Source organism: Streptomyces sp. NBC_01775, from assembly GCF_035917675.1.
Classification (GTDB): Bacteria; Actinomycetota; Actinomycetes; order Streptomycetales; family Streptomycetaceae; genus Streptomyces.
This window is the reverse complement of sequence record NZ_CP109104.1, coordinates 4,295,631-4,320,524: the sequence shown is the minus strand read 5'-3', so window position 1 is coordinate 4,320,524 and position 24,894 is coordinate 4,295,631. Positions and strand designations below refer to the sequence as shown.

The following is a 24,894-nucleotide window of genomic DNA, read 5'->3' as shown; positions in this document are numbered from 1 at the left end:
GTCCGCCATCGCCGACGACGGCGACAGGGGAGGAAGCCCGGTGTGAATCCGGCGCGGTCCCGCCACTGTGAGCTCGGCCCCAGCGGCCGGGTGAGTCAGGAACTCCCTTCTCCACGCTCTCGGATCCTCCCCCAGCCTTCGGACGGGAGGGGCCCCGGAGCAGGGGAGACCCAGTCCGAGACCGCCCGGGGCGTGGACACCCCGAGGAAGGGCCGAACACCGCATGCCGCTTTCGTCACAGGACAACGCCCCGCACCGCGACAGCGACCACAGGGCCGGGAGCGCGCAGCCGGATCCGGGCCGAGCCCCCGACGTCCCCGGCCACGAGGAGAGCTCCGGCCACGAGCAGAGCTCCGGCCACGAGGAGAGCCCCGGCGGCGAGGGCGGGGGCAATGGCGAGAGCGACGGTGAGCGTCGTCAGATCCTGCTTCTCTCCACCTCCGACACCGACCTCCTGAGCGCCCGGGCTGCCGAAGGCCCCGTCGGCTACCGCTTCGCCAATCCCTCCCGCCTCCCGCTCGACGAGCTGCCCGCGCTGCTGGAGGGCGTCGACCTGGTGGTCGTACGCCTGCTCGGCGGCGTACGGGCCTGGCAGGACGGGCTCGACCTGCTGCGCGCCGACGGCCGCCCCGTCGTCGTCCTCACGGGGGAACAGGCGCCCGACGCCCAGCTGATGGCGGCCTCCACCGTGCCCATCGGCATCGCGGCCGAGGCGCACGCCTACCTCGCGCACGGCGGTCCGGCCAACCTGGAGCAGCTGGCCCGCTTCCTGTCCGACACGGTGCTGCTGACCGGGCACGGGTTCGACCCCCCGGCGCAGGCGCCGTCGTGGGGGCGGCTGGAGCGTCTTCCGCTGCCCGGCACCCAGCCGGACACCCCGATGATCGCCGTGCTCTATTACCGCGCGCACCACATGAGCGGCAACACCGCGTTCGTGCGCGAGCTGTGCGACGCGATCGAGCGGGCCCACGGCCGGGTGATGCCGTTGTACGTCGCCTCCCTGCGCGCCCCCGAGCCCGAGCTGATCGAGCAGCTGCGCGGCGCGGACGCGATCGTGACGACCGTCCTGGCCGCCGGCGGCACCAAGCCCGCCGAGGCGTCGGCGGGCGGCGACGACGAGTCCTGGGACGCGGGCGCGCTCACCGGGCTCGACATCCCCGTCATCCAGGCCCTGTGCCTGACCGCGCCGCGCAGCGAGTGGGAGCGCAACGACGAGGGCGTCTCACCGCTGGACGCGGCCAGCCAGATCGCGGTGCCCGAGTTCGACGGGCGGCTGATCACCGTGCCGTTCTCCTTCAAGGAGATCGACGCCGACGGTCTGCCCTCCTACGTCGCCGACCCCGAGCGGGCCGCGCGCGTCGCGGGCATCGCCGTACGGCACGCGCGGCTGCGGCACATCCCGGCCGCCGACAAGCGGCTGGCCCTGGTCCTGTCCGCGTACCCCACCAAGCACTCCCGTATCGGCAACGCCGTCGGCCTCGACACCCCCGCAAGCGCCGTAGCAATGCTGCGCCGCCTGCGTACCGAGGGCTACGACTTCGGCCCGGCCGAGGAGATCCCCGGCCTGGTCTCCGGCGACGGCGACGAGCTGATCCGTGCCCTGATCGAGGCGGGCGGCCACGACCAGGAGTGGCTCACCGAGGAGCAGCTGGCCCGCAACCCCGTACGCATCCCGGCGGCCGACTACCGCCGCTGGTACGCGGGTCTGCCCAAGGAGCTGCGGGAATCCGTCGAGCAGCACTGGGGCCCGCCGCCCGGTGAGATGTTCGTGGACCGCAGCAGCAACCCGGACGGGGACATCGTCCTGGCGGCCCTGCGGCGCGGCAACCTGCTGATCCTCATCCAGCCGCCGCGCGGCTTCGGCGAGAACCCGATCGCGATCTACCACGACCCCGATCTGCCGCCCTCGCACCACTACCTGGCCGCCTACCGCTGGATCGCGGCGCCCAGCGCGGAGGGGGGCTTCGGCGCCGACGCGATGGTCCACCTGGGCAAGCACGGCAACCTGGAGTGGCTGCCCGGCAAGAACGCGGGCCTGTCGGCCGCCTGCGCACCCGACGCCGCGCTGGGCGACCTTCCCCTCGTCTACCCGTTCCTGGTCAACGACCCGGGCGAGGGCACCCAGGCCAAGCGCCGGGTGCACGCCACCCTGGTCGACCACCTCGTCCCGCCGATGGCCCGCGCCGAGTCGTACGGCGACATCGCGCGCCTGGAACAGCTCCTGGACGAGTACGCGCAGATCAGCTCGATGGACCCGGCCAAGCTCCCGGCCATCCGCGCCCAGATCTGGACGCTCATCCAGGCCGCCAAGCTCCACCATGACCTGGGCCTGGAGGACCGTCCGGACGACGACGGCTTCGACGACTTCCTGCTGCACGTCGACGGCTGGCTGTGCGAGGTCAAGGACGCGCAGATCCGCGACGGTCTGCACGTCCTGGGCAACGCCCCGGCGGCCGGCGACCGCGTCAACCTCGTCCTCGCCATCCTGCGCGCCCGCCAGATCTGGGGCGGCAACCAGGCGCTGCCGGGGCTGCGCGAGGCGCTCGGCCTGGACGAGTCGGCGGCGACGCGGACGAGCGCCGACGAGACGGAGGCGCGGGCCCGCGCCCTGGTCCAGGCCATGGACGACGCGGACTGGGACCTCGCCGCGCTTCCGGAGCCCGAGACCCACGGTGAACAGGTCCGCGCCATCCTGGAGTTCGCGGCGACGGAGGTCGTCCCCCGCCTGGCCGCGACAACGGCCGAACTCGACCACACCGTCCACGCCCTGAACGGCGGCTTCGTCCCCGCCGGGCCCTCCGGCTCCCCCCTTCGCGGTCTGGTCAACGTCCTGCCGACCGGCCGCAACTTCTACTCCGTCGACCCCAAGGCCGTCCCCTCGCGCCTCGCCTGGGAGACCGGCCAGGCGCTCGCCGACTCGCTGCTGGAGCGCTACCGCACGGAGAACGGGGACTGGCCCACCTCCGTCGGCCTGTCCCTGTGGGGCACGAGCGCGATGCGCACGGCGGGCGACGACGTGGCCGAGGCACTGGCGCTGCTCGGCGTCCGCCCGGTCTGGGACGACGCCTCCCGCCGCGTGACCGGCCTCGAAGCCGTCCCGTACGAGGAGCTGGGCCGCCCCCGCGTCGACGTCACCCTCCGGATCTCCGGCTTCTTCCGCGACGCGTTCCCGCACACCATCGGCCTGCTGGACGACGCGGTCCGTCTGGCCGCCTCCCTGGACGAGCCCGCCGACCGCAACTTCGTACGGGCCCACGCCCAGGCCGACCTGGCCGAGCACGGCGACGAACGCCGGGCCACCACCCGCATCTTCGGCTCCCGGCCGGGCACCTACGGCGCGGGCCTGCTCCAGCTCATCGACTCCCGCGACTGGCGCACCGACGCCGACCTCGCCGAGGTCTACACCGTATGGGGCGGCTACGCGTACGGCCGCGAACTCGACGGCCGCCCGGCCCGCGAGGAGATGGAGACGGCCTACAAGCGGATCGCGGTGGCCGCGAAGAACACCGACACCCGCGAGCACGACATCGCCGACTCGGACGACTACTTCCAGTACCACGGCGGCATGGTCGCCACCGTCCGCGCCCTGCGCGGCACGGCCCCCGAGGCGTACATCGGCGACTCCACCCGCCCCGAAACGGTCCGCACCCGCACCCTCGTCGAGGAGACCTCCCGCGTCTTCCGCGCGCGGGTCGTCAACCCCAAGTGGATCGAAGCGATGCGCCGCCACGGCTACAAGGGCGCCTTCGAACTCGCCGCGACGGTCGACTACCTCTTCGGCTACGACGCCACCACCGGCGTGATCGCCGACTGGATGTACGACAAACTCACCGAGACCTACGTCCTGGACGAGACCAACCGCGCCTTCCTCCAGCAGGCCAACCCCTGGGCACTCCACGGCATAGCCGAACGCCTCCTGGAAGCCGAGTCCCGCAACATGTGGTCCAAGCCCGACCCCGAGGTTCTGGAAGCGCTCCGCCAGGTCTACCTGGAGACGGAGGGCGACCTGGAGACGGACGACTGAGCCCCGTCTCTGCCGAGCCGGGCCGACGGGGAGTGGGGGACACCGTCGCCCACTCCCCGACCCCGAACGGGCCCACCACCTGACCCCGAACGCGCCACCACCGGGCCCCGAACGCCCCGACGCCGAACTGTCGGCCAAAAACCTGCTTCTGTGCCGGTCCCCTCGCTGGCCACCATGATTCGGCCGAGCGGGAGACGTGTTTCGCGTGATCTACCGTAGGCGCAAGTAATGCTGTGGGTACGGAAGTTCCGTGAAGGATGGCTGAGACGGGGACTGTGGTGCGGACCGGATTTGTCGACCGCGTGGAGCACATGGACGAGTTGCGCTCGCTGATGGCGGACGTGACCGCAGGGCGCGGCGGCCGGGCGATCGTGGTCGACGGTGCCTCGGGCATGGGGAAGTCGGCGCTGTTGCGGGCGTTCGAGGCGGAGGCCGACGCCTCTCGCGGGGCGGACGTCCGCCGAGTCGTATCCGCGCGGTGCCAGCCGTCCATCGGCTCAGGGCTGCACTACGGAGCGATCGTCGATCTGCTCCTTCAGCTGGCCCAGGACCAGGAGGTCAAGCAGCCCGGCGTCTTCCGCAGGCTGCTGAGCTTCACCGGTCAGGGCGCCGTCCGCTCCGCGCCGGAGGTGCTGTCCGCGATCGTGCCCGGCCTGGGTGCGCTGTTCAACCTGGGCAAGGAAGTCGCGGAGGCCTCCCTCACCTCGGGATCGATGCCGTTCGACAGCCTGCTGCCCTTCCAGCAGGGAGCCGCCACGCAGATCGTGGACGCCCTGCTGGATCTCGTCCGGCAGGGCCCTCCCACTGTGGTGCTCATCGACGACATTCAATACGGCGACCCCAGCAGCCTGCTCGTCCTCGACCGACTGCTGCGGCGGCTGCCCGGCGAGCCGCTCGGCGTGGTGCTCAGCCATACGACGGACGGGGCGTACGCCGAGGGTCCGGGCTCCGCTGTCGAGGATCTGCTGCACGACTGGGCGAAGGACGGGCTCCTGCGACGGCGGGTGCTGAAAGGTCTGCCACAGGACGCGGTCGCCGAGCTGGTGCGCTCCCGGCACCCGGATGCTCCGCCGGCCCTGTCCGAACAGCTGAGCCGGCTGACCGCCGGCCACGCCGTCTTCGTCACCCTCTGCCTGGAGGAGTGGCGCCCCGACGACGGGCTCGTCGTCGAACTGCCCCGCAGCCTCTCGCGGGTGGTGGAAGACCGTCTCCGGCCGCTCACCGAGCTGGACCGCGAGTTGCTCATGATCGGGGCGACCCAGGGCGAGACGTTCCTGTCGCGGACGGTTGCCGAAGTCAAGGGAGTGCCGCACGACGAGGTGATGGAGCGGCTGCGGCTCATCGCCGCTCAGCACCGGCTGATCCTGCGGACGGAGCCGCCCGGGTGGGCACGGCTGGACGCTTCCGACTGCTACCGCTTCGAGCACAGCGCCCTGTGGGGCGTGGTGTACGACCAGCAGACCCCTCAGCAGCTGCGCTCCCGGCACGCCCGTATCGCGGCGGCCCTCACGTCCGGCCCGCTGGACGGCGCCGGGGCGGGCCGCGTGCCGCTGGACAGCACGCCACAGGACGGCACGTCACTGGACGGCACGTCACTGGACGGCGTGCCGCTGGACGGCGTGCCGCTGGACGGCGTGCCGCTGGACGGCGTGCCGCTGGACGGCGTGCCGCTGGAGCGACGGCTGGAGATCGCCCGCCACCTCCGCAGCGGCGGAACCGAGAGCCTGCTCGCGTCGGCCGAGGTCCACTACGGGCTGGCCCGGGACGCCGCGATGGAAGGGCTGTCCTTCGCCGAGGCCGAGCGGCACTGCGAAGAGGTGATCAAGGCCGTCCGTGACCTGCCGGAGCACGAGGAGAGCCGGGACCGGCGGCTCGTCCAGGCGGTGGAACTGCTGCTGTCCCTGACCGAGGTGCGCTGGCGCGGCCAGCACCAGCCGGCCGGCGGCCCGGACATCGACGTCCTGGCCGCCGAGGCCGAAGCAGCGGCCAGGCGCTGCCGCATCCCCGAGCTGGCGATCCGTACGACGCTCCTGCGCGGCAAGACCCTGCTGGCGACCCAGGGCCTGGTGCCGTCCCTGGACAAGCTCCGCGCGGCCGTGGAACTGGCCGAGGAGCACGGCGATCCCGTCCCGCTCTTCGTGGCCCGCGTCGAGTACGGACGGCAGGTGTCCAAGCGACGGCTGGCCGACGGCCTGGCTCAGTTGCGGGAGGCGGAGCGCATGTACGCCTCCGACCCACGCCTCGGCGGCACGGGCGACCCGGTGCTCCAACACGCCCGCAACCTGGGAGAGATGCAGCTCGGCATCACCCTCTTCGACAGCGGACACCTCAGCGAGGCGCTGACCAGGCTGAGCCGCTGCGTCCAACGGCTGCGCGACGAACCGCTGAAGGCCGAGCTGCCCATAGCGCTCAACTACCTTGCACAGGTGTACACGGGCCTCGGCGCCTACGGGGAAGCCGAGGGCGTCCTGCGTGAAGCGCTCGACTTCGAGGCCGACCGCGGAGGCGACAGCGGCTGGCACGCCTACAACCAGGCGCTGCTCGCCCACCTCCTCGTCGAGCAGCCGGCACGGCGTGATGCCGAGCAGCCGGCACAGCATGATGCCGAGCGGTCGGCACAGCATGATGCCGAGCGGTCGGCACGGCGTGACCAGGCCCTGGAGCTGATCACCGACGCGTGGGCGGAGACGGAGCGGACGTGGCTGGCCAACCTCGTCCCCATCGTCCGCAACCTGTACGCCGAGATCCTGCTGCGCGCCACTGACGGACCTGGGGAACTCCTCGACCAGGCCGACCGCCTGGCGGTCGCCACCTGCGTCGAGACCCGGCGCAGCGGCATGATCCGCAGCGAGATCGCCGCACACTCCCTGCGCAGCCGCATCCTGCTCCGGCAAGGCGACACGGCCGCCGCCCAGGACCAGGCCCGCCAGGCCGTTCGCATCCTGGACGAGGTCGGGGACATGCCCGCCCTCCGTACGGAGGAGGTCCTGTACCACTCCGCCGTCGTACGGGCCGCCGGGGACGCACGGGAGGAAGCGCACGCCCTCCTCGAACGGGCCCGGCGCGAGGTCGCCCGCAAGGCGGACCTGATCACCGGCGACGTACGACGCGACCGCTTCCTCACACAGATCCCGCTCAACAACGCCATCCGCGAGGGCGAAGGGATCGGCCATTGACCAGGGCGGACGCCAGGGCGGACGGACGGCTGGGCGCCCTGACGGCAGGTGGCAGACTGGAGCCGCCATGCTGACGATAACCAAGGAGTTCCACTTCTCGGCCAGCCATGTCCTCGACCGGCTGCCGAGCTGGCACCCCTGCGCACGCATGCACGGCCACAACTACATCGTCGTGCTGGAGCTGTCCGCCCGCCGCGAGGACCTCACCGACGCGGGCTTCGTCCGTGACTACCGCGAGCTCGACACCTTCAAGAAATGGATGGACGAGACCCTCGACCACCGTCACCTGAACGAGGCGATGGGGGGGGGTATCTCACCATCGGCGGAGAACCTGGCCGCATGGATCTGCGACCTCTGGATCGAGCATTACCCCGAGTTGGCAGCGGTCAGGGTCTCCGAGACCCCCAAAACCTGGGCCGAATACCGCCCCGAGCGCTGAGCCTCGGGCCGGTTCTGCGCCCCGGCGTCTCCGGCGAACCAGTCCGACCGGGGCGGCCACGGCCGCGCAGCCGACGGTGGCCAACGCGGCCAGCCACCACCACCAGCAGCAGGCGAGCAGGGCATAGGCGACGGCCCAGGCGGCGAGGCGGGCGGCGGCGCTGAAGGAGGTCCGGGCTCCGCCGAACCCGGCTGTGGCGGCTCAGCGGAGCCCAAGCTTGGTCCGGACTCGGCGTCTTAGCCTGCAATCTTCAACGGATGGCCGCGATCCGCCTTCAACGCATGGCCATGATCCGCCCCTGACGATCGCATCAGGTGGTGATCTCCAGGTGCATCGCCCTGAGCTCGTGGATCGCGGCCGGAAGATCACACAGGCCGGGATCGGCGATGGCATCTTCCCAGTGGATGTAGACCTGGCCCGATCGAGTCCAGGCCAGAAGGTCCACGATCTGCGTGAACGTCGACGGAGCGAACGACGGGATCAGGTCCTCGTCGTCCTCAAGGCTCGTCGAACGCAGTTCTCGCCCCGTCAGCAGACGCAGCCAGGCCGCCCCGGCATCGGCGGTCTGGGCTATCACATGCCGCTCTTCATCCTGGTCTTCGGAGTAGTACAGGCCCACAGCGGTCAGATGGTCATAGACCGCGTCGGCATCGATCAGCTCCTCGGCAGCCGCTCTGCGGAGCCCCTCCACCGCCTCCGGGGTCGACAGCACGGGCTCATCGCTGAACTCCTCGTCCTCCTGCTCAACGCGGTCGAGCAGCGGAGCGATCAGGCCGTAAAGGCAGGCCGCCTGCTCTTGCGGGTCCAGCCGGCCAGCGAACTCATCGATGGTTCCCAGCAATTCGGAGTACGTCGTATCCGTCATACGAGCCTGGATAGCACGAGGCACAGACATCTCCGTCCAGCGCATGTTCACCGAGTCGACCGCGCATCGGGACCAGTCCAGGTCACCGCGAGAGCCGAGTTCGTCTGCCTGGAGCGGCTTGGAGAATTGCGATTTCGGTCAGGCGGAGAGGTAGGCTGAGAACCGGCCGCACGGGAGTGTTCTTGGTCACACTCGAATTACCTCCGTGCGGCCACTCTTCTGCCCTGACCAAGGCACGGAGCGCGCGCGATAGTCAGGCGGGGCGAGGAGTGCCACGGCCCTAGAATGGCCGTCGTGACCGACAATACTCAGCGCCCCGACAGCGGGCCGAACAGCGCCCCCGAACTGCCGACCCAGTACACGCCGGCCGAGGTAGAGGGGACGCTGTACGAGCGCTGGGTAGAGCGCGGTTACTTCGAGGCCGACGCGAAGAGCGACAAGCCCGCGTACACCATCGTCATCCCGCCGCCGAACGTCACCGGTTCCCTCCACCTGGGTCACGCCTTCGAGCACACGCTGATCGATGCCCTCACTCGTCGCAAGCGCATGCAGGGCTACGAGACGTTGTGGCAGCCCGGCATGGACCACGCCGGTATCGCGACGCAGAACGTTGTCGAGCGGGAGCTCGCCAAGGAAGGCAAGTCGCGTCACGACCTGGGCCGTGAGTCGTTCGTCGAGCGGGTCTGGCAGTGGAAGGCCGAGTCCGGTGGTCAGATCGCCGGGCAGATGCGGCGCCTGGGCAACGGCGTCGCGTGGAGCCGCGACCGCTTCACCATGGACGAGGGTCTGTCCCGTGCCGTCCAGACCGTCTTCAAGAAGATGTACGACGACGGCCTGATCTACCGCGCCGAGCGCATCATCAACTGGTGTCCGCGCTGCCTGACGGCGATCTCGGACATCGAGGTCGACTACCAGGACGACGACGGCGAGCTGGTCTCCCTGAAGTACGGCGAGGGGGACGGCACGGTCGTCGTCGCCACCACGCGTGCGGAGACCATGCTCGGTGACACCGCCGTCGCCGTTCACCCGGACGACGAGCGCTACAAGCACCTCGTCGGTCGGCACATCAAGCTGCCGCTGACGGGCCGCACGATTCCCGTCGTCGCCGACACGCACGTCGACCCGGAGTTCGGCACCGGTGCCGTCAAGGTCACGCCCGCCCATGACCCCAACGACTTCGCCATCGGCCAGCGGCACGGCCTGGAGTCGCTGACCGTCATGGACGAGCGCGGTGTTATCACGGTCCACGGTCCGTTCGAGGGGCTCGACCGCTTCGAGGCGCGTTCCGCGATCGTCGCCGCGCTGCGCGCCGAGGGCCGGATCGTCGCGGAGAAGCGGCCGTACGTCCACTCGGTGGGCCACTGCTCGCGCTGCAAGACGACCCTTGAGCCGCGGCTGTCTCTTCAGTGGTGGGTGAAGGTCGAGACGCTCGCCAAGGCCGCGGGTGACGCGGTCCGCGACGGCCGGGTGGACATCCACCCCGCCGACCTGTCGCAGCGGTACTTCGACTGGGTCGACAACCTCAACGACTGGTGCATCTCACGGCAGTTGTGGTGGGGCCACCGGATCCCCGTCTGGCACGGCCCGAACGGTGAGACCGTGTGCGTCGGCCCCGACGAGCAGCCGCCGAGCGGCGAGGGCTGGGAGCAGGACACCGACGTCCTCGACACCTGGTTCTCGTCCGGCCTGTGGCCCTTCTCGACGCTGGGCTGGCCCGAGAAGACCGCGGACCTGGCCAAGTTCTATCCGAACTCGGCCATGGTCACCGGATCCGACCTGATGTTCTTCTGGGTCGCGCGGATGATGATGTTCGGCCTCTACGCGATGGACGGCGAGGTCCCCTTCCATACCATCGCCTTCCACGGCATGGTCCGTGACGAGCACGGCAAGAAGATGTCGAAGTCGTTCGGCAACACGGTCAATCCGCTGGACTGGATGGACAAGTACGGCTCCGACGCTCTGCGGTTCACGCTCGCGCGGGGAGCCAACCCCGGTACCGACGTGCCGATCGGCGAGGACTGGGTCCAGGCGTCCCGGAACTTCGCCAACAAGATCTGGAACGCGACACGGTTCGCGATGATGAACGGCGCCACGATCGAGGGCGAGCTGCCCCCGGCCGAGCAGCTCTCGGCCACGGACCGTTGGATCCTGTCCCGGCTGAACACCGTCGTGGCCGAGGCGGACGCGCACTACGACGACTACCAGTTCGCGAAGCTCGCCGATGCCCTGTACCACTTCGCGTGGGACGAGGTCTTCGACTGGTACGTCGAGCTGTCCAAGACGACGTTCATGGCCGGCGGCGACGCGGCCAAGGTCTCGGCACGTGTCCTGGGCGAGGTCTTGGACGTGACGCTGCGCCTGCTGCATCCTGTCGTTCCGTTCGTGACGGAGACGCTGTGGACCACGCTCACCGGCCGCGAGTCCATCGTGATCGCTGACTGGCCGACGGACAGCGGGCTCCGCGATGCGGCGGCCGAGGCGGAGATCGAGAGCCTCCAGCAGGTGATCACCGAGGTTCGGCGCTTCCGCTCGGACCAGGGCCTGCAGCCCGGTCAGAAGGTCCCGGCGCGCCTGGAGCTGTCAGGTACGCAGCTCGCTGCCCACGAGGCCGCCATCCGCCAGCTGCTCCGGCTCCAGCCGGAAGGCGACGGCTTCAGCGCCACGGCGACTCTCCCAGTTGCCGGCGCCACGGTCGCGCTCGACCTGTCCGGCACGATCGACGTCGCGGCCGAGCGCAAGCGGCTGGCAAAGGACCTTGCTGCGGCCGAGAAGGAGAAGGCTCAGGCGGAGGGCAAGCTCGGCAACGAGGCGTTCTTGGCGAAGGCCCCGGACAACGTGGTCGAGAAGATCCGTACCCGCCTCACGAAGGCCGAAGAGGACATCGTCCGGCTGCGGAAGCAGATCAACAACCTGCCGCCTGCCCAATAGCCTGACCAGTGAGGAAGCCCCCGGACGCATCGTCCGGGGGGGATCCTTCATAAAGCGGGCACCGCTACGTCTCAGGGGGTCAGGACAGCCCCATCGACCCCAGGGGCTTCCAGAGTGACCTCGCGTACGCCTACGTCAAGGCGGTGAACCTTGGCCGTAGTGCGGCTCTGCTGACGGAGTGGGGCTTCGTAGGGCCAGATGGCCGGCTCCTCGTGAGGTACTACGACCAGCCCGAATTGCCAGCTGTGTGGTTCGGTGTTTTTCCTGGTCAGAGCGTTGGAGGTGAGCGGTCCCGGGTGGTCTGGAATGGAGTTAGGGAGTGGGTTGGCTCCCAAGAACCCGCGTAGCCGCTGTGGCAAGTCAGGTCGGTCTGTTCTGCCAGGTGACCCGAAGCGCTGGATTGGCGCGGTCCTTCGTCGTGCCCAGCCGCATGGGTGGGCTCAGAGGGGCGGGCGTGTGGAGAGCGAGCGCCGCGCCGGATCATGGCACGAACCAGAACTCACTCTCGCCGTTCGCCTGTCTCGTACAGCCTCCACGCAGGCCATCGAACGGCTTCGACTTTTCCATCCTCACTGCCCAGCAGGTTGCGTCGGTGCAGCATGAGCCGAAGGTGGCGGGCCGCGTCGGAGCCCTCCTCGATTCCCCTGTCGAGCAATACAACTCTCGAAGTGGTGGCACTGGTGCCGCCCACCAGAGCGTCCACCGGATGCCCGTGAACGGTCTCGCCCAGCGTGACGGTGGCCCCTTTTCTCAGGGAGAGGGTCCGGTACAGGCGTTTGAGCAGCACATCGTCATTTCCGCCACCGAGGGGTGCGCCGTTCCGGTCCGCGGTCTCCAGCAGCGCTGTGCCCACGCCACCCCGCTTCCGCCAGAGTTCCTTGTCCCCCACCACGATGAGGTGGCCGCGTGCCCGAGTGATGGCGACGTTCCACAGGTTCAGCTGTCCACCGATCCACTCGACGGCTCCAGGATGCATGCCTTCGCCGGCGACGAGTGAGAACACCATGACATCGCGCTCTCCGCCCTGGAAGGTGTGCACCGTACCGATGCGAAGGCGCTCCTCGTCGTACGGCTGCAGCCGCTTGCGCAGCGTCTCGGCCTGCGCTGTGAAGGGAGTAACAACGCCTACGGTGGCCTCGGGCGGGAGCTGCGTTAGTAGATAGCGGACGCTGTCCTGCACTTTGCGGATCTCGTCCTCATTGATCCAGGAGCCGCCGAACGGCGGGCGGGCGGCCCGCCCGGTCACATCTGTCCAGATGACAGCCGAGCGATGCGCCAGAGCAGGCCGGCCGCGGGTGTCGGTGAGGACTGTCAGCCCGCCGTCGTAGAAGAAGTCGTTGGAGATGCTGGCGATTTGCGGATGACAGCGGAAGTGTTCGTCGAGAAGCAACGTGCCGCCCGCAGACTGCTCGGCCGCGTGGAAGGCCGAGTGGCGCCGGTAGGCGAGGTGGTGCTTCTCCAACCAATCGGACCGTAGCCCGTTCCCGCGCCGGATGAGAGCCTCACGGTGTGGGCTGGTCTGAGTGATGTGCGTTAGCTGCATGGGGTCACCGATGACCAGGGCGCGCTGCGCCCGGAACAACAGCGGCAGAACGTGGGGGACGGCGCACTGACTGGCCTCGTCGACGACGACGAGATCGAACAGTGCCGGGCCCAGCGGGAACCGCCGGGCGGAAAGACTGGTGACGGCCCATCCGGCCACGGCGGGCGTGTCCGGAGAACCGTTCGAGCGACCCAAAACTCTCCGCATCTGCGGCCAGTCGCTCCGTTTGCCGTCCCGAGCCGCCAGCAGGTCGAGAATGCGGCGGCGTCCGGCCCAGGCGGCTGCTTGGACCGTGGTGGCGAGGAGCGTGCGTGATGCGTCCTGGACGATGCTCTCCGCCTCACGGAGAGCCCGCGTGAGTGCGGTGTCGTCAACGGCCGCCGCTTGCTCGTGCCCGTCACGCCATTCCGCCTCGGCCGCGGCGAAGCCGGCAAGCGCGAGGCATGCCGCGGCGGGATCACCGGCGTGCCCCTCCAGCCCGGTCGTGCGCAGGAATCGGGATCGGCGCCACGATCCGAGGAAGCGCGCGTGGGCGAGGCGGCGTGCCTTGTTCTCCAGCTCCCTTGGCCGAGGTGTGCCAGCGAGCAGGTGTTGGAGTTCGGTGACGGTGCTCCCGAGCTGTTCCGAGTGGTGGGCACGGGCTTCGCCTGCCTGACGAAGCCGCGCTTCGGTCTCCGCGATGTGTGCCAGACCTTGCCGTACTTCTACCAGGCGGTCGATGGCCACCACCGTGGCCATGGACGCCGTGGCCACGGTGGTGGGCGGCTCCGGGCCGGTACGTAGCGCGTGCAGCGCGGCGGCCTCGTGCTCCGCGTTGCTCTTGCCGTTCTTCCGCGCCGAGCCGGTGCGCACGACGCTGCCGGGCACCAGCTTGTCGCAGCGGCGCCAGACCTCGTCCACGGCGTCGTTGTTGGTGGACGCGACCAGTACCGTCTGACCTGCCGCGATCGCCGTGGCCACGAGATTGGCGACCAGCTGACTCTTGCCTGTGCCGGGCGGGCCCGTGGCCACTGTGAGGCGGCGTGTCATGGCAGACCGGAGAACCGCCGTCTGGGCTTCGTTGCAGGGCAGCGGCGTCACGAGGTGCGTCGGTTCGGGGCTCGTGTGGGCGTGGGACCCGGCTCGCTGCGCGGCATCGGGCGCTAGTGCACCGAGGGCGGTCTGCCCGATCTGGTCTGTCTGGTCGGCGATGCCGGCGAAGTCGTTGAGAAGCCCCTTTGTGAAGCCCGTCTGGGGGCGTGACGCGAACAGGACTGCAGTGTTGCGGGCCCCGTGTCCGGGTGTGCGGACGTCGATGCGGTCGGCGAGCTGGTCGGGACGGAGCTCCTGCACGCACGGTAGCTCGAACTCCTGCGTGAGGAGATTGCGCACCTCCACCGCCATACGGTCGTGCTGCCCACGATGCCAGGACGGCTGAAACGTGTCGATGAGCTGGTTGGCCTCGTCCTCTCCCAGCCAGTCGAGTGCCAGCTGAGGATGCGGCTGGACCGGGCCATACGGCTTGAGTCGCACCTCGCCCTCGTCCTGGACGATCTCGACCCGACGTACCAGCAGGGGTGCGAACTTCGGCTGCCGCCAGGGGCGTCCGGTGCGTGGCCCGGTGAGGACCACGGCCGGGTACCCCGCCCAGAGCTCGGCGTCCTCCTCGGCTGCCGAGTCCACCAGCGGGGCCGCTTCGTCGGGGAGAGTTATACAGCCGTCGTCGTCGACGTCGCCGGAGATGAGTCTTTCCGCGCCGGCCAGGCACACGTACGACGCGTCCTGACGGCTCACGTCCATCAGAGGTGTCTCGGCGCTCTCGGCCAGGACGCACTCGCGGTAGTAGTCCAGCAAGTTGGCCCAACCGGGCTGCGAGGGAACGGACTTCGCGACACGGGCCTGTGCAGCTTCTCCGGCGATGGGCTGGGGCCGAGAGCTCAGAGGATCGAGGATAGGGGCTCGGCCGAAGGGGCTGTCCGCGATGATGATGCGGTCGTCGACGCCGAGCGCGGAGTGCACCGGCACCTGGCGCCCGCCGTCCTGGGCACGCATGCGTCGGTTCACGTAGTGGAACAGGTCGCTGACTGTCACAGCGCTGCCACCGTCCTTGCTGACCTTCCCCGTGCGCAGCGCCTCGACGACTTCGCCGGTGAACGCCGACGGCTTCACGTCGTCGCCACTGCCCGTGTCTGCGTAAGAGTCCTCCCCTGCCCGCGAGGACGACAGGACGTACACACCCCTGCTGGTCAGCGGCGGCTGCTCGCCCGATTTGGACACGGAGTTATCGGCCCGCCGGTCCGACGTGCGCAGGCCCATGGCGAACCCGCCGCTGCGGCAGCAGTCGATCATCACGATCTTCTGAAGGGCGACACACTCCTCCAGCGCGTCGTTGAGGAACCCGGCGCTGACGCTGGTCGCGGCCACCCGGTCGTAGTCGGTGTCCTTGGCGACGAAGTGGAACTCTCCGCCGTCGCGTACGGTGCGCACGCCGTGGCCTGAGACGTACACGAGCGCTAGTTCGTCCTCGTCGCGCTCTTGGAGAAACTCGCCGATGACCGCCCGCATGTCATTGGCGGCGAGATCGGACTCGGTCTGGACGGAGACGAAATTGCCGATGTTGCGGTGCTTCAGCACCTGGGCAAGTCCCCACAGGTCTGCCCGTACGGAGGCCAGTGGTGAGAAGCGGCCGTCGTCGTAGTTCTCGTTGCCGATCAGGAGAGCCCGGCGTTTGTGGAGGCGGGTCATGCTGCGCCGTCATCCGGTTCGGGACCGTCCTCGCCAGCGATCCTGTCCTGGAAATCACGGACCATACGTTCCTGTGCGGCGTCCGGACGCCCCGTGATCTCGATGAAGTCGTCCCCCACCGTGACCACGACCTTGCGGTGCCGTTCCTTGGCACACCACTCCTTGATCAGAGTGATCAGGACCTGGGACGCAGGGCGGGCGACGGCGGCGGTGCCAGCAGCCCAGAGAGCTACCTCACCCACACCGGCACCCTTATGGCCCGGTTCGGTAGGCTCGTCGGCGTCGTGGAAACCGACGACGAGGCCGTCCGCCCTGTTCAGGGTGTCGTGCAAATTTCGGGTGAGACGCTCCTGCCGGAGGATGTCTCCGCCTGTGGGCACGGCGAGTGTCCACGGTGTTCCCCCGTTGCGCATGTGCTGCTCCTTGCGTTCGCGTATGTGCTTGCCCAGTCTGTCCGGCGACTTTGGCACGCGGGCCTCTGTAAGAGTCAGTCAGGGGCGCATGGGGGGACGGCATCCGGCCACCCCTGAGCGTCGGAGGAGACGTGTCCGAGCTGACTGTCGAGATATCAGCGCCTACGAGGATCCAGCAGCTCGTGGAGACGGAAGCAAAGAGCCCTGTAGTGAGACCACCACGACCAGAGGCTTTCGACGTACCTTCAGACTGGTGACGCCCGAGTCCCCGCTACAAAGCTTGGTGGAGAGTCATAGGTGGGATCGTCCGACCTCGCCGCCTCTCAAACTGATGTGGGTGACCCTGGGGACCGGTCGTCGCGGGATGCCGTCTTCGGCACCACCCGTATCGCGAGCGCAGTGCCGTCCGGCCGGAAGGAACTCGCACCCCAGTCGTCGATGTCGTCCGGTTCCGGCCAGTCCTTTTGGCGTTCGTACGCCCGTCGGCGGTACTCCTCCACTTTGCCCTCCGCGAGCAGATCGTAGAGATCTGTGGCCATGCCGGAGAACGCTTCAACGCGTGTGCCGTTGATACGGAAGACCTGATCAGTACCGACGTATGACTCCTTCCCGAAAGAGACTTTCGCGTCGTGAACACTGGCGGTCCCGGCGAAGGTTGTTTCGCTGAAGTGCTTGCCGCCCTGCTCATCGATCAGATATTGGCCGACTGTCCCTCCGCCGCCAGCCAGTGAGAGCTGCCCGGCTGCGTGGGCCCGGGCTACCACTTGACCGAACCAGGAGAATTCCTTCTCAGGGATCAAGAAGGCGTTGTGCCGTTCCGCGCCGCGTGTCGTCGGGATGGCCATGGAGTCCACGTACGGCAGAGCTCTACGCCCGATAGCCACATCGGCTGAACCCGCCCCGGATCTCGGCCGTACCGGGAGCTCGACACCGCCTCTTGTGTGCAGGACGTGAACCGTCACACCGGCAGTCGCCAGGAACTCGGTCGAAGTCATGAGCGTGGGAGTCTCGTTCCGCTGTCCCAGATGGAGTCGCTCCACGCGCTCACTGCCCCGGGCCAGTTGTCTGTATGTCGTGCGGGAGCTTGCGGAGGTCTTCGGCTTCACAGCTTGGTGGTTGCCGTTCACTGTGACCACGAAGATTCGGGAAGCTTCCCCGGGGCGCCATACCTCCAGCAGAAAGTCCGGCCGCGGTCTCGCGCCAAGAGTCCCGGCCGGCTTGGTCCGCGCGAAGCCAGGAAGCAGGACGGTTTCCGCATCGACGATGCTGATCAGGAAGTCCGGATACCGTTCGTGCAACACCCTTTCTGCGACAGCGAGCCCGAACGCCCGGCCCAGCTCCCTCGCCTGCATGGCCCGATAGGACAGTTCGGGAGCCTTCCCGTCATCGGTGAGACGTAGGCTCCCATGCCGGTCGGCCGTGAAGGCCCGGCAGTATTTGAGCCCCTGCCAGTGCTCAGCCAGCCCCCTGCCTCGTCCCTGCCGGGCCAGGGTCGTAGCGCGCGCGAACATCGCGAGCAGGTCCCACGGAGTTATACGCAAAGGAGCACGCTCTGCTCGGGGCATTGGACGTAGGTCCGGTTTGCGTGGGCCGTGGCCCTCGTTCGTGGTCTTCTTCTTGACTCGCTCGCGGTCGACGGCAGTGGCTGCCTTTTCCACCCCAGCAAAGAGCTCGGGTGACGAGTTCACCTGCACGGCCAGAAGGTCACCGAGGCGCCTGATCACGCCAGAAGCTGTGGAGTCCATGCCATGGGACAGTAAGAACCGCGGATATCGCCGACAAGAATGTGATTCAGGCCATGGCGGCGCGAGAGTGCACTTCAAATCCATGCGTCGATCCTCGTGGCCCGGCGGGGCACTGTCGGGCCCTCTCGGTGGCTTCGTTTCCTAGTACTCCAGTTGCAGTTTGCTATTCCTGCTGGTCGGAGGCTTGTTTTCAAGTGTAGCGAGCTGACTGTGCGTCATGTGGCTGGAGTTCGTGACCGTCGGCATGTGATCGCTGTTGTGCTGATCGTGCGAGATGATGTGCGGCCCGATATCTGGGCTCATGAGCTGGAGGAGGTGCTGTTGCGGGTCGGTCACCGGTTCGGCCGGGTCGACCTGCGGCGGCGGATGCGGGACTACGTGCGCGGGCTGCTCGGTCCTGTCGGCAGGAAGAATGGCTGGCAACTGGCCGAGTACGTCGGCCACGACGTGCCGGCCGGACTGCAGCACCTGCTGAACCGGGCCCGGTGGGATCCGGACGAGATCCGTGACGACCTGCAGGAATACGTGGCCGAACGCCTCGGCGAGCCCGACGGTGTCCTGATCATCGACGAGACGGGCTTCCTCAAGAAAGGCAGCACTTCGGCCGGGGTGCAACGGCAGTACTCGGGCACGGCAGGACGCACAGAAAACTGCCAGGTCGCGGTGTTCGCGGCTTATGCTTCGACGCGGGGCCGGACCCTGGTGGACCGGGAGCTGTACCTGCCGAAGTCCTGGACGTGTGACCGGGAGCGGTGCCGAGCGGCAGGGGTGCCCGAGAGCCGGGCGTTCGCCACCAAGACCGAGCTCGCCCGGAACCTGGTCACCCGGGCACTGGCCTCGCCGTTGTCCATCGCGTGGGTGACCGCGGATGCACTCTACGGTCAGGACTGCAACTTCCGCCGCATGCTCGAGGAATCCGGACTCGGCTACGTCGTCGCCGTGCCGAAATCACAGCAGGTCAAGTCCCTGGCCGGGTGCTGGCGCATCGACCAGCTCATCGGTGACGCGCCTGATGACGCCTGGGAACGGCTCTCCTGCGGCGACGGGGCCAAAGGCCCGCGCATCTACGACTGGGCAGCAGCCCAGCTCCCGGCCGTCCCGTTCTTCGAGGGTGATGAGCCCTCGCACCGCAGGTGGGTGCTGGCCCGCCGCAGCATCGCCCGCCCGGACGAGATCGCCTACTACCTGGCGTACGCGCCCACGGGGACCACGGTGAATCAGCTGGTCACCGTGGCCGGCAGCCGCTGGGCGATCGAGTCCTGCTTCCAGAGCGCGAAGAACGAATGCGGCCTCGACCAGTACGAAGTCCGGCGCTACCCGGGCTGGTACCGGCACATCACCCTCGCGATGCTCGCTCACGCCTTCCTCGCCGCCATGGCCGCCGCCGAAGCCATTGAAAGGGGGGCCGCAGAAACGGATCTTTCCTCATCCCGCTCAGCCTGGCAGAAATCCGCAAGCTCATGGCAGCTTGCCGTCCTGGAACAGGCCACCGCCAGCACACGCATCATGCCCGGAGATGGTCCCGCTTCCGGCGGCGCCACCAGGCCACCGCCAAACACTGCCACTACCAACGCCGCACCCGCCATCACGAACTCCAGCCACATGACGCACAGTCAGCTCGCTACACTTGAAAACAAGCCTCCGACCAGCAGGAATAGCAAACTGCAACTGGAGTACTAGTACTCCAGCCGTAGTTCGTGATCTCGATGGTGAGGGCGCCGAGGAGACAGGTGGCCAGTGTCGATCATCTGGACGAGATCGACCACGCCATCGGGGGGGGGCGTTGTCCGCCTACTCGAGTTCACCGAGACGTACGTAGGGCGTCCTTTATCTCGCTGAGCTTCGCGGTTGTCGCCGGGGTCCACTCTTTCGCCTGTCCGCCGAGGCGGAGGGCATCCTCGATCTCGCTGAGCTTCGCGGAGGACAGGACGGCTGCCCGCTCGATCAGGTCGTCCCGGGACATGGTGGTCAGCCACGTGCAGGGGGTGAAGCCTGGACGCGGGAGTGCGAACCGCAGTACGCCTTCAAAGGGCAGTCCTTCCATGGCGCCTACTTGCACTTCGACGCCCAGACCGCTGATGTCGACGCCCGCCGGCGCGACGACCTGCATCGCCCGGATCCCGGACGCGTCGTCTGCCGACAGCAGTACGACCAGCCGCCGCTCGTCGAACTCGACCCACCAGACTTCGCCACGCTGCACATGTCCTCCTGACACAGGACGGCAGACGAACGCTGCACGACCCTGACGCGCTGTGGAGACGGGTGCGGCCACCGTTGACCATCGGTGTGTGAAGACAAACGATCATGCGGTGGCCGCAGGTCACAGCTTAGACCCTGCCCGCTGCCAGGAGGCGTTCGAGGGCCTGATGAGCCGGATCGCAGGCCGGTTCACGCGAGTCGAACCCCGGCGCAGGGCCGGACGGTTGGTGCTCGGGTTGCTGTCGGACCTGCCGCGTAAGAACTGCTGGACCATCGCCGAGTGGTCCGGGGAGGCCACCCCGGACGGCATGCAACACCTGCTCGGGCGGGCCAAGTGGGACGCCGACCAGGTCCGCGACGACGTACGCGGCTACGTGGTGGAGCACCTGCACGACGACCAGGCGGTTCTGGTGGTCGACGAGACCGGCGACGTGAAGAGGGGCACCGGCACGGTCGGCGTCCAGCGCCAGTACACCGGCACCGCGGGCAGGATCGAGAACGCCCAGGTCGCCGTCTGCCTGGTCTACGCAGGCCGGCGTGGGCACGCCGCGGTGGACCGGGAACTGTACATTCCGCGCTCCTGGACCTCCGCCCCGACCGCTGCCGCGCCGCCGGGCTCGGCGAGGAGACAGGGTTCGCGACCAAGCCGGAGCTGGCCGCTCGCATGGTCGCCCGGTTCCTGGACGCCGGGCACCGGGCCGCCTGGGTCGCCGGTGACGAGGTTTACGGCGGCAACCCGACGCTGCGAACCGCGCTGGAGGAACGCGGCACCGGCTACGTCCTCGCGGTGGCCTGCTCGCACGAAGTCACCACCGGCGCCGGGAAGTTCCGCGCGGAGGAAACGCGCGTCCGCGTTGAACTTGCCATCGCAGAACTCGGGTTCGTGCGGGGAGGCGCCCCGTCGGAGCACGCGGCCCACTGGCGCCGCAACGGCTTCGCCACGTGGCTGTTTACCCCGGCGGTCTCCGGCTGGTACCCGAAGAAGGCGCCCCAGGAGGCCCGCCCGGTGCCGATCCTTGGAGAGCCGTGGCCGGGCATCCCGGCTCGCGGCCGTGGCGCAACCGACCGGGCCGACGCCTGCTGGCTCCCGATCGCCAAGGGCCTCACACCCCACGGCTTGCGCCACACCCACCGTACGATGATGGAGGACGTCGGCACCGAGAAGGTCCTCATGGACGAACGCATGGGCCACATCGACGGCTCAGTCTCGGCGCGCTACGCCCACGTCCCCCCGGCATGCGCCGGCGTCTCATGGTCGGCCTGACCCAACAATGGGAAGCGGCGCTCGACGCCCGGCTCGCGATGTGCCCGACGTCGCAGACACACGTGCTCAACGACCTCCTCCTCACACGAGCGGTCGCCCTCAGGTAGCTCCATTCTGTCCTCGCAGCGTCGTTGCGGGGGCAGAGCGGACCTCGGCGCCTACGAGGACGACACCTGGGTCTGTCCCTGTTCGGCACAAGCACGTCGTCCCGTAGGGGGACAAGCGCGCTGTCCCGAAAAGGGACAGACCGTGTTACGTGGGAAGGCCCGGGTCTCAGTCGCCCGGAGTTTTAAGAAGAGACGGCGACCGTCGCCGCTGAGCCCCACTTAGCTGGACGCCCTCGCTGACAGGAACTCGACGCGGCCAGTGCCCTACGCGAACTGCTCCCCCCCCAGCTTCACGCTGCCCCATCCACCTGAGCGCCCATCCATGCACCGATCACCGCCGCGACCCCCACTCGAGCCATCTCGCTCGCGCGGACTGCCGATGGCCCTCGTCGCTCAACTGCATCTGCGTCCTCTTCAGCCCGGGAGAGCCGCAGTGGCCATCGCGACGGTATGGAACGTGAGCAGCCGCCATCCAATTTCGTGTGCCGCGTCGAGCACGGACTTATCTCACGGCTGGTCGGTCACTCCGGGACGGCCGTCACGGAGGAGGTCTACCGGAAGCAGATTCGCCCCTTGATTCAGACGGGAGCGGTCGCGATGGACGGCATCTTTGGCTCACCTTCATAGCCGTGCATAAGGGCTGAGGTTCGGTGTATCTGTGGCGAACAGATGCACCGAACCTACTGCTATGGCGTGCAAAGTCTGCTTATCCTGCGATCTCAGCCTGATACGCAAAGTGGCTGTCTGGTGCGTGTCTTGGGGGGAAGCACGTTGATTCATAAGAGCAGAGGTATGCGTGGAGGAGCGGCTTTGGGTGCCGCCTTGTTGCTGTGTCTCCCGTTACAGGCATGCGGCACGGACGGGGAAACGGGCGGTTCTGGTGAGGAGCCCTCGCAGCCCGTCTCACGGGACGAGAAGCGACCATCATCAGATGCGGCGAAGGGCGGGCGGCCACCCAAGCTGACGAAGTCGCTTCGGGAGGTGGCTAGTGATCCCACATCCATGGAGGACTTCAAGAAGTTCATCGCGAAGTTCGGGACGCCAGTACAGAAGAGGGAAGTTCGGCATCTGAAGCAGTGGAGGGGGGTGAAGCAGAAGGTCTACCTCGCTCTTGAGGTCACCTCGGACTACCCCACAGTTGATAATCAAGCGATCGATGCCGGAGACGATGACGAGTTGGAGCGCAGTCTCGCTCTGAACGCGAAGACATTCGTCTTGGCCGAGGCGGTTGATCTCTGGTGGGACAACCGAGGAGAGAAGACTGTCTTGCAGGTCTCTGACCGTGCGGGTGAGCCCGTCGGTACGTCCTGCATCACTGCGACCAGCATTGAGGACAACGGCTCATGTGCTTGATCACGCACTCAAGCCGCGGCCCGGCTGCCGGGGTCTGCGGCTACTACGCGAGGTCGTAGTCACTCAGTTAGTCACCCAGCACGAATCAGGGCCCGTCTTCCTACCGGAAGACGGGCCCTGACCTGGTACTTCTCTGTCGGGGTGGCGGGATTTGAACCCACGACCTCTTCGTCCCGAACGAAGCGCGCTGCCAAGCTGCGCTACACCCCGAAGCAACGGAGACTACTTTAGCCCAGCGGAGCGCTGAGGCGAAATCCGGTTTTGGGCGGGGAGGGGCGGGGCTGGCAGGGGGGACAGTGGTGTTCGGTGGCCGGCCGGCAATCGAGGGCCGGTGAGGGGGTTGGGGGGCACGGCGGGTGCGTTCGCGCAGGTGACCGCCGAGGGCGGCGAAGTCGCCAGGCGGAGCAGATCTCGATGGCGATGTACGCGCTGCCCGCCGTGAGGAGCGCACCTTGACGTGCTGCGCCGCGCGGGGCGCCAGAAACTGCGGCAGGAAGACGGTGAAGAAGCGGGCCTGTCGCCGCCGCACCGTTCGGCCGTGGGGATCGTCCGGCCGACGAGCCACAGCAGATACGCCGCCCGCACCACTTCACGAAGTCGAAAGTGAGCTCGAGGCGATCTCGAATGCGATCTCGAATGCGATCTCGGAGACGCTGAGGGCCTCGTTCAGTCCGGCAGTGACCGCCGCCACCGTCAGCGCGGAAGCGCGAACGCGCGAACGCGCGAACGCGGTCCGCCGAAAACGCTGATCGCGGGGAGGGGGAGAGGGGGGAGGGGAGCCGTGGGCGCAGCCCTCCCGTCGCGCAGGGTGAGCAACTGGATGGCGTCGGGCGTCGCGGCCAAGAGGAGCCGCGAGCCGGAGCCTGCCTCGTCGTCGTCCGCGTGGGCGGCGTCCTACGCCTCCCGGGCGGTGAGCGTCAAGAGCGTCGCTTCCGGGGGGCAGGCGAAGCGGACGGGGGTGTACCGGTTCGTGCCGCAGCCCGCGCTGACGTGCAGATAGGACTCATGGCCGCCCGCCCGGTGCGAGGACAGACCCTTCACCCGGTCGGTGTCGATGTCGCAGTTGGTGACGAGCGCTCCGTAGAAGGGGACGCAAAGCTGGCCGCCGTGGGTGTGCCCCGCGAGGATCAGCGGGTAGCGGTCGGCGGTGAACGCATCGAGCACGCGCAGATACGGAGCGTGTACGACGGCGAGAGAGAGGTCCGCCTCGGTCTCCGGGCCGCCCGCGACCTCGCTGTAGCGGTCGCGCTTGATGTGTGGGTCGTCGAGCCCCGTCAGCGCGATCTCCTGGCCGCCGTCGAGCTTGATGCGGCCCCTGGCGTTGGACAGGCCGGTCCAGCCCGCCGCGTCGAACGCGTCCCGCAGGTCCTCCCACGGGTTGTGGACCGCGCTGACCGCGGGCGGGTTCCCGTTCAGACCGTGCCGGCCGCTCGCCTTCTCCAGGAGGTACTTCGCGGGGTTGCGCAGTTTTGGCCCGTAGTAGTCGTTCGAACCGAAGACGTACGCCCCGGGGAACTCCATCAACGGGCCCAGCGCGTCCAGTACTTCGGGGACACCCTCGGGGTCGGACAGGTTGTCCCCGGTGTTGATCACGAAGTCCGGGCGCAGACCCGCCAGATCGCGCAGCCAGCGCTGCTTCTTGCGCTGCCCGCCGACCATGTGGATGTCGGAGACCTGTAGGACGCGCAGCGGGTGCATGCCGCGCGGCAGTACGGGCACAGAGACCCGTCGCAGCCGGAACGAGCGGACTTCCACCCCCGCCGCATACCCGACGCACGCCGCGCCGAGTGCCGTGACGCCGACTGCTGTCTTGAGGGGAATCCGGTATCGCGCGCGCATGGGCCCATGGTCGCAGACCCGGCAGACCCCACGCAGCGAGTCCAGGCCAGCGAGCCAGCCGGCGGACCAGCCAGCGAGTCAGCCGGCGGTCGGCCCACCAGCCGGCCGACCCAGCGGGGCGAGCCGGTCAGCCGACGCCCGCCGTCCGCCGCCCGCCGCCCGAGCCGTCCGCCGCCCGCGATACGACGTTCAGAGCCTGTCCCGCCCTGGCGCCCTGGCGTCCCCGCCCCCCCCGGCCCCGACCCCGACCGTTTATCCCGGGCAAGCTTTGGCCG

11 protein-coding genes, 1 tRNA gene, 4 pseudogenes and 1 riboswitch are annotated in these 24,894 nt (G+C 68.6%); of the genes and pseudogenes, 9 read left to right on the top strand and 7 right to left on the bottom strand.

Going from position 1 to position 24,894, the window contains the following annotated elements; genetic code table 11:
* Positions 1 to 8: 8 nt before the first annotated feature.
* Positions 9 to 105: riboswitch (cobalamin riboswitch) on the top strand.
* Between the two features lie 118 nt (positions 106 to 223).
* The 3 genes from cobN to OHB04_RS19150 all read left to right on the top strand — a co-directional run bounded on the left by cobN (position 224) and on the right by OHB04_RS19150 (position 7,639).
* Positions 224 to 4,024, top strand: coding sequence for a cobaltochelatase subunit CobN (cobN, locus tag OHB04_RS19160; protein WP_326807885.1), 3,801 nt, complete (start codon positions 224 to 226; stop codon positions 4,022 to 4,024).
* Positions 4,025 to 4,281: 257 nt separating this feature from the next.
* Positions 4,282 to 7,200: an AAA family ATPase gene (locus tag OHB04_RS19155; protein ID WP_326807884.1), complete on the top strand. Its 2,919-nt coding sequence runs from the start codon at positions 4,282 to 4,284 to the stop codon at positions 7,198 to 7,200.
* 67 nt (positions 7,201 to 7,267) lie between these two features.
* Complete coding sequence (locus tag OHB04_RS19150) at positions 7,268 to 7,639, top strand: 6-pyruvoyl trahydropterin synthase family protein (protein ID WP_326688899.1); 372 nt, start codon at positions 7,268 to 7,270, stop codon at positions 7,637 to 7,639.
* A 310-nt stretch (positions 7,640 to 7,949) separates the two neighbouring features.
* Here OHB04_RS19150 and OHB04_RS19145 read toward each other — a convergent pair whose 3' ends face one another.
* On the bottom strand, positions 7,950 to 8,504 hold the full coding sequence (locus OHB04_RS19145) for a hypothetical protein (RefSeq protein ID WP_326807883.1): 555 nt from the start codon (positions 8,502 to 8,504) through the stop codon (positions 7,950 to 7,952).
* A gap of 294 nt (positions 8,505 to 8,798) precedes the next feature.
* On the opposite strand from OHB04_RS19145, the gene OHB04_RS19140 reads away from it, so the two are divergent.
* Positions 8,799 to 11,432: a valine--tRNA ligase gene (locus OHB04_RS19140; protein ID WP_326807882.1), complete on the top strand. Its 2,634-nt coding sequence runs from the start codon at positions 8,799 to 8,801 to the stop codon at positions 11,430 to 11,432.
* 499 nt (positions 11,433 to 11,931) lie between these two features.
* On the opposite strand, the gene OHB04_RS19135 is transcribed toward OHB04_RS19140, so the two are convergent.
* From OHB04_RS19135 to OHB04_RS19125, 3 genes are all read right to left on the bottom strand, one after another.
* Entirely contained in the window at positions 11,932 to 15,699 is a 3,768-nt protein-coding gene (locus OHB04_RS19135) for a caspase, EACC1-associated type (protein ID WP_326807881.1), read from the bottom strand.
* Complete coding sequence (locus OHB04_RS19130; protein ID WP_326807880.1) at positions 15,696 to 16,169, bottom strand: hypothetical protein; 474 nt, start codon at positions 16,167 to 16,169, stop codon at positions 15,696 to 15,698. Before OHB04_RS19130 ends, OHB04_RS19135 begins: the two co-directional genes overlap by 4 nt.
* A gap of 266 nt (positions 16,170 to 16,435) precedes the next feature.
* Positions 16,436 to 17,857 (bottom strand): hypothetical protein, encoded by a 1,422-nt coding sequence (locus tag OHB04_RS19125; RefSeq protein ID WP_326688894.1) that lies wholly within the window; start codon positions 17,855 to 17,857, stop codon positions 16,436 to 16,438.
* Between the two features lie 279 nt (positions 17,858 to 18,136).
* Between OHB04_RS19125 and OHB04_RS19120 the strand changes: the two are divergent.
* A pseudogene (locus OHB04_RS19120) lies at positions 18,137 to 19,279 on the top strand (IS701 family transposase); the annotation flags it as partial.
* 379 nt (positions 19,280 to 19,658) lie between these two features.
* On the opposite strand, the gene OHB04_RS19115 reads toward OHB04_RS19120, so the two are convergent.
* Positions 19,659 to 20,057 carry a type II toxin-antitoxin system PemK/MazF family toxin gene (locus OHB04_RS19115; protein WP_326688893.1) on the bottom strand — a complete coding sequence of 133 codons (399 nt, stop codon included), beginning with the start codon at positions 20,055 to 20,057 and terminating at the stop codon, positions 19,659 to 19,661.
* Positions 20,058 to 20,223: 166 nt separating this feature from the next.
* Between OHB04_RS19115 and OHB04_RS41860 the strand changes: the two are divergent.
* The 4 genes and pseudogenes from OHB04_RS41860 to OHB04_RS19100 all read left to right on the top strand — a co-directional run.
* Positions 20,224 to 20,804 (top strand): annotated as a pseudogene (locus OHB04_RS41860) (IS701 family transposase); the annotation flags it as partial.
* A gap of 87 nt (positions 20,805 to 20,891) precedes the next feature.
* Positions 20,892 to 21,427: pseudogene (locus OHB04_RS41855) on the top strand (LacI family transcriptional regulator); the annotation flags it as partial.
* 504 nt (positions 21,428 to 21,931) lie between these two features.
* Positions 21,932 to 22,054, top strand: a pseudogene (locus OHB04_RS19105) (site-specific integrase); the annotation flags it as partial.
* 375 nt (positions 22,055 to 22,429) lie between these two features.
* Entirely contained in the window at positions 22,430 to 22,780 is a 351-nt protein-coding gene (locus tag OHB04_RS19100; RefSeq protein ID WP_326688892.1) for a hypothetical protein, read from the top strand.
* A gap of 136 nt (positions 22,781 to 22,916) precedes the next feature.
* On the opposite strand, the gene OHB04_RS19095 is transcribed toward OHB04_RS19100, so the two are convergent.
* Both OHB04_RS19095 and OHB04_RS19090 read right to left on the bottom strand, forming a co-directional pair.
* Positions 22,917 to 22,990 (bottom strand) — tRNA-Pro (locus OHB04_RS19095).
* Positions 22,991 to 23,674: 684 nt separating this feature from the next.
* On the bottom strand, positions 23,675 to 24,619 hold the full coding sequence (locus OHB04_RS19090) for a metallophosphoesterase (protein WP_326688891.1): 945 nt from the start codon (positions 24,617 to 24,619) through the stop codon (positions 23,675 to 23,677).
* Between the last annotated feature and the right edge of the window lie 275 nt (positions 24,620 to 24,894).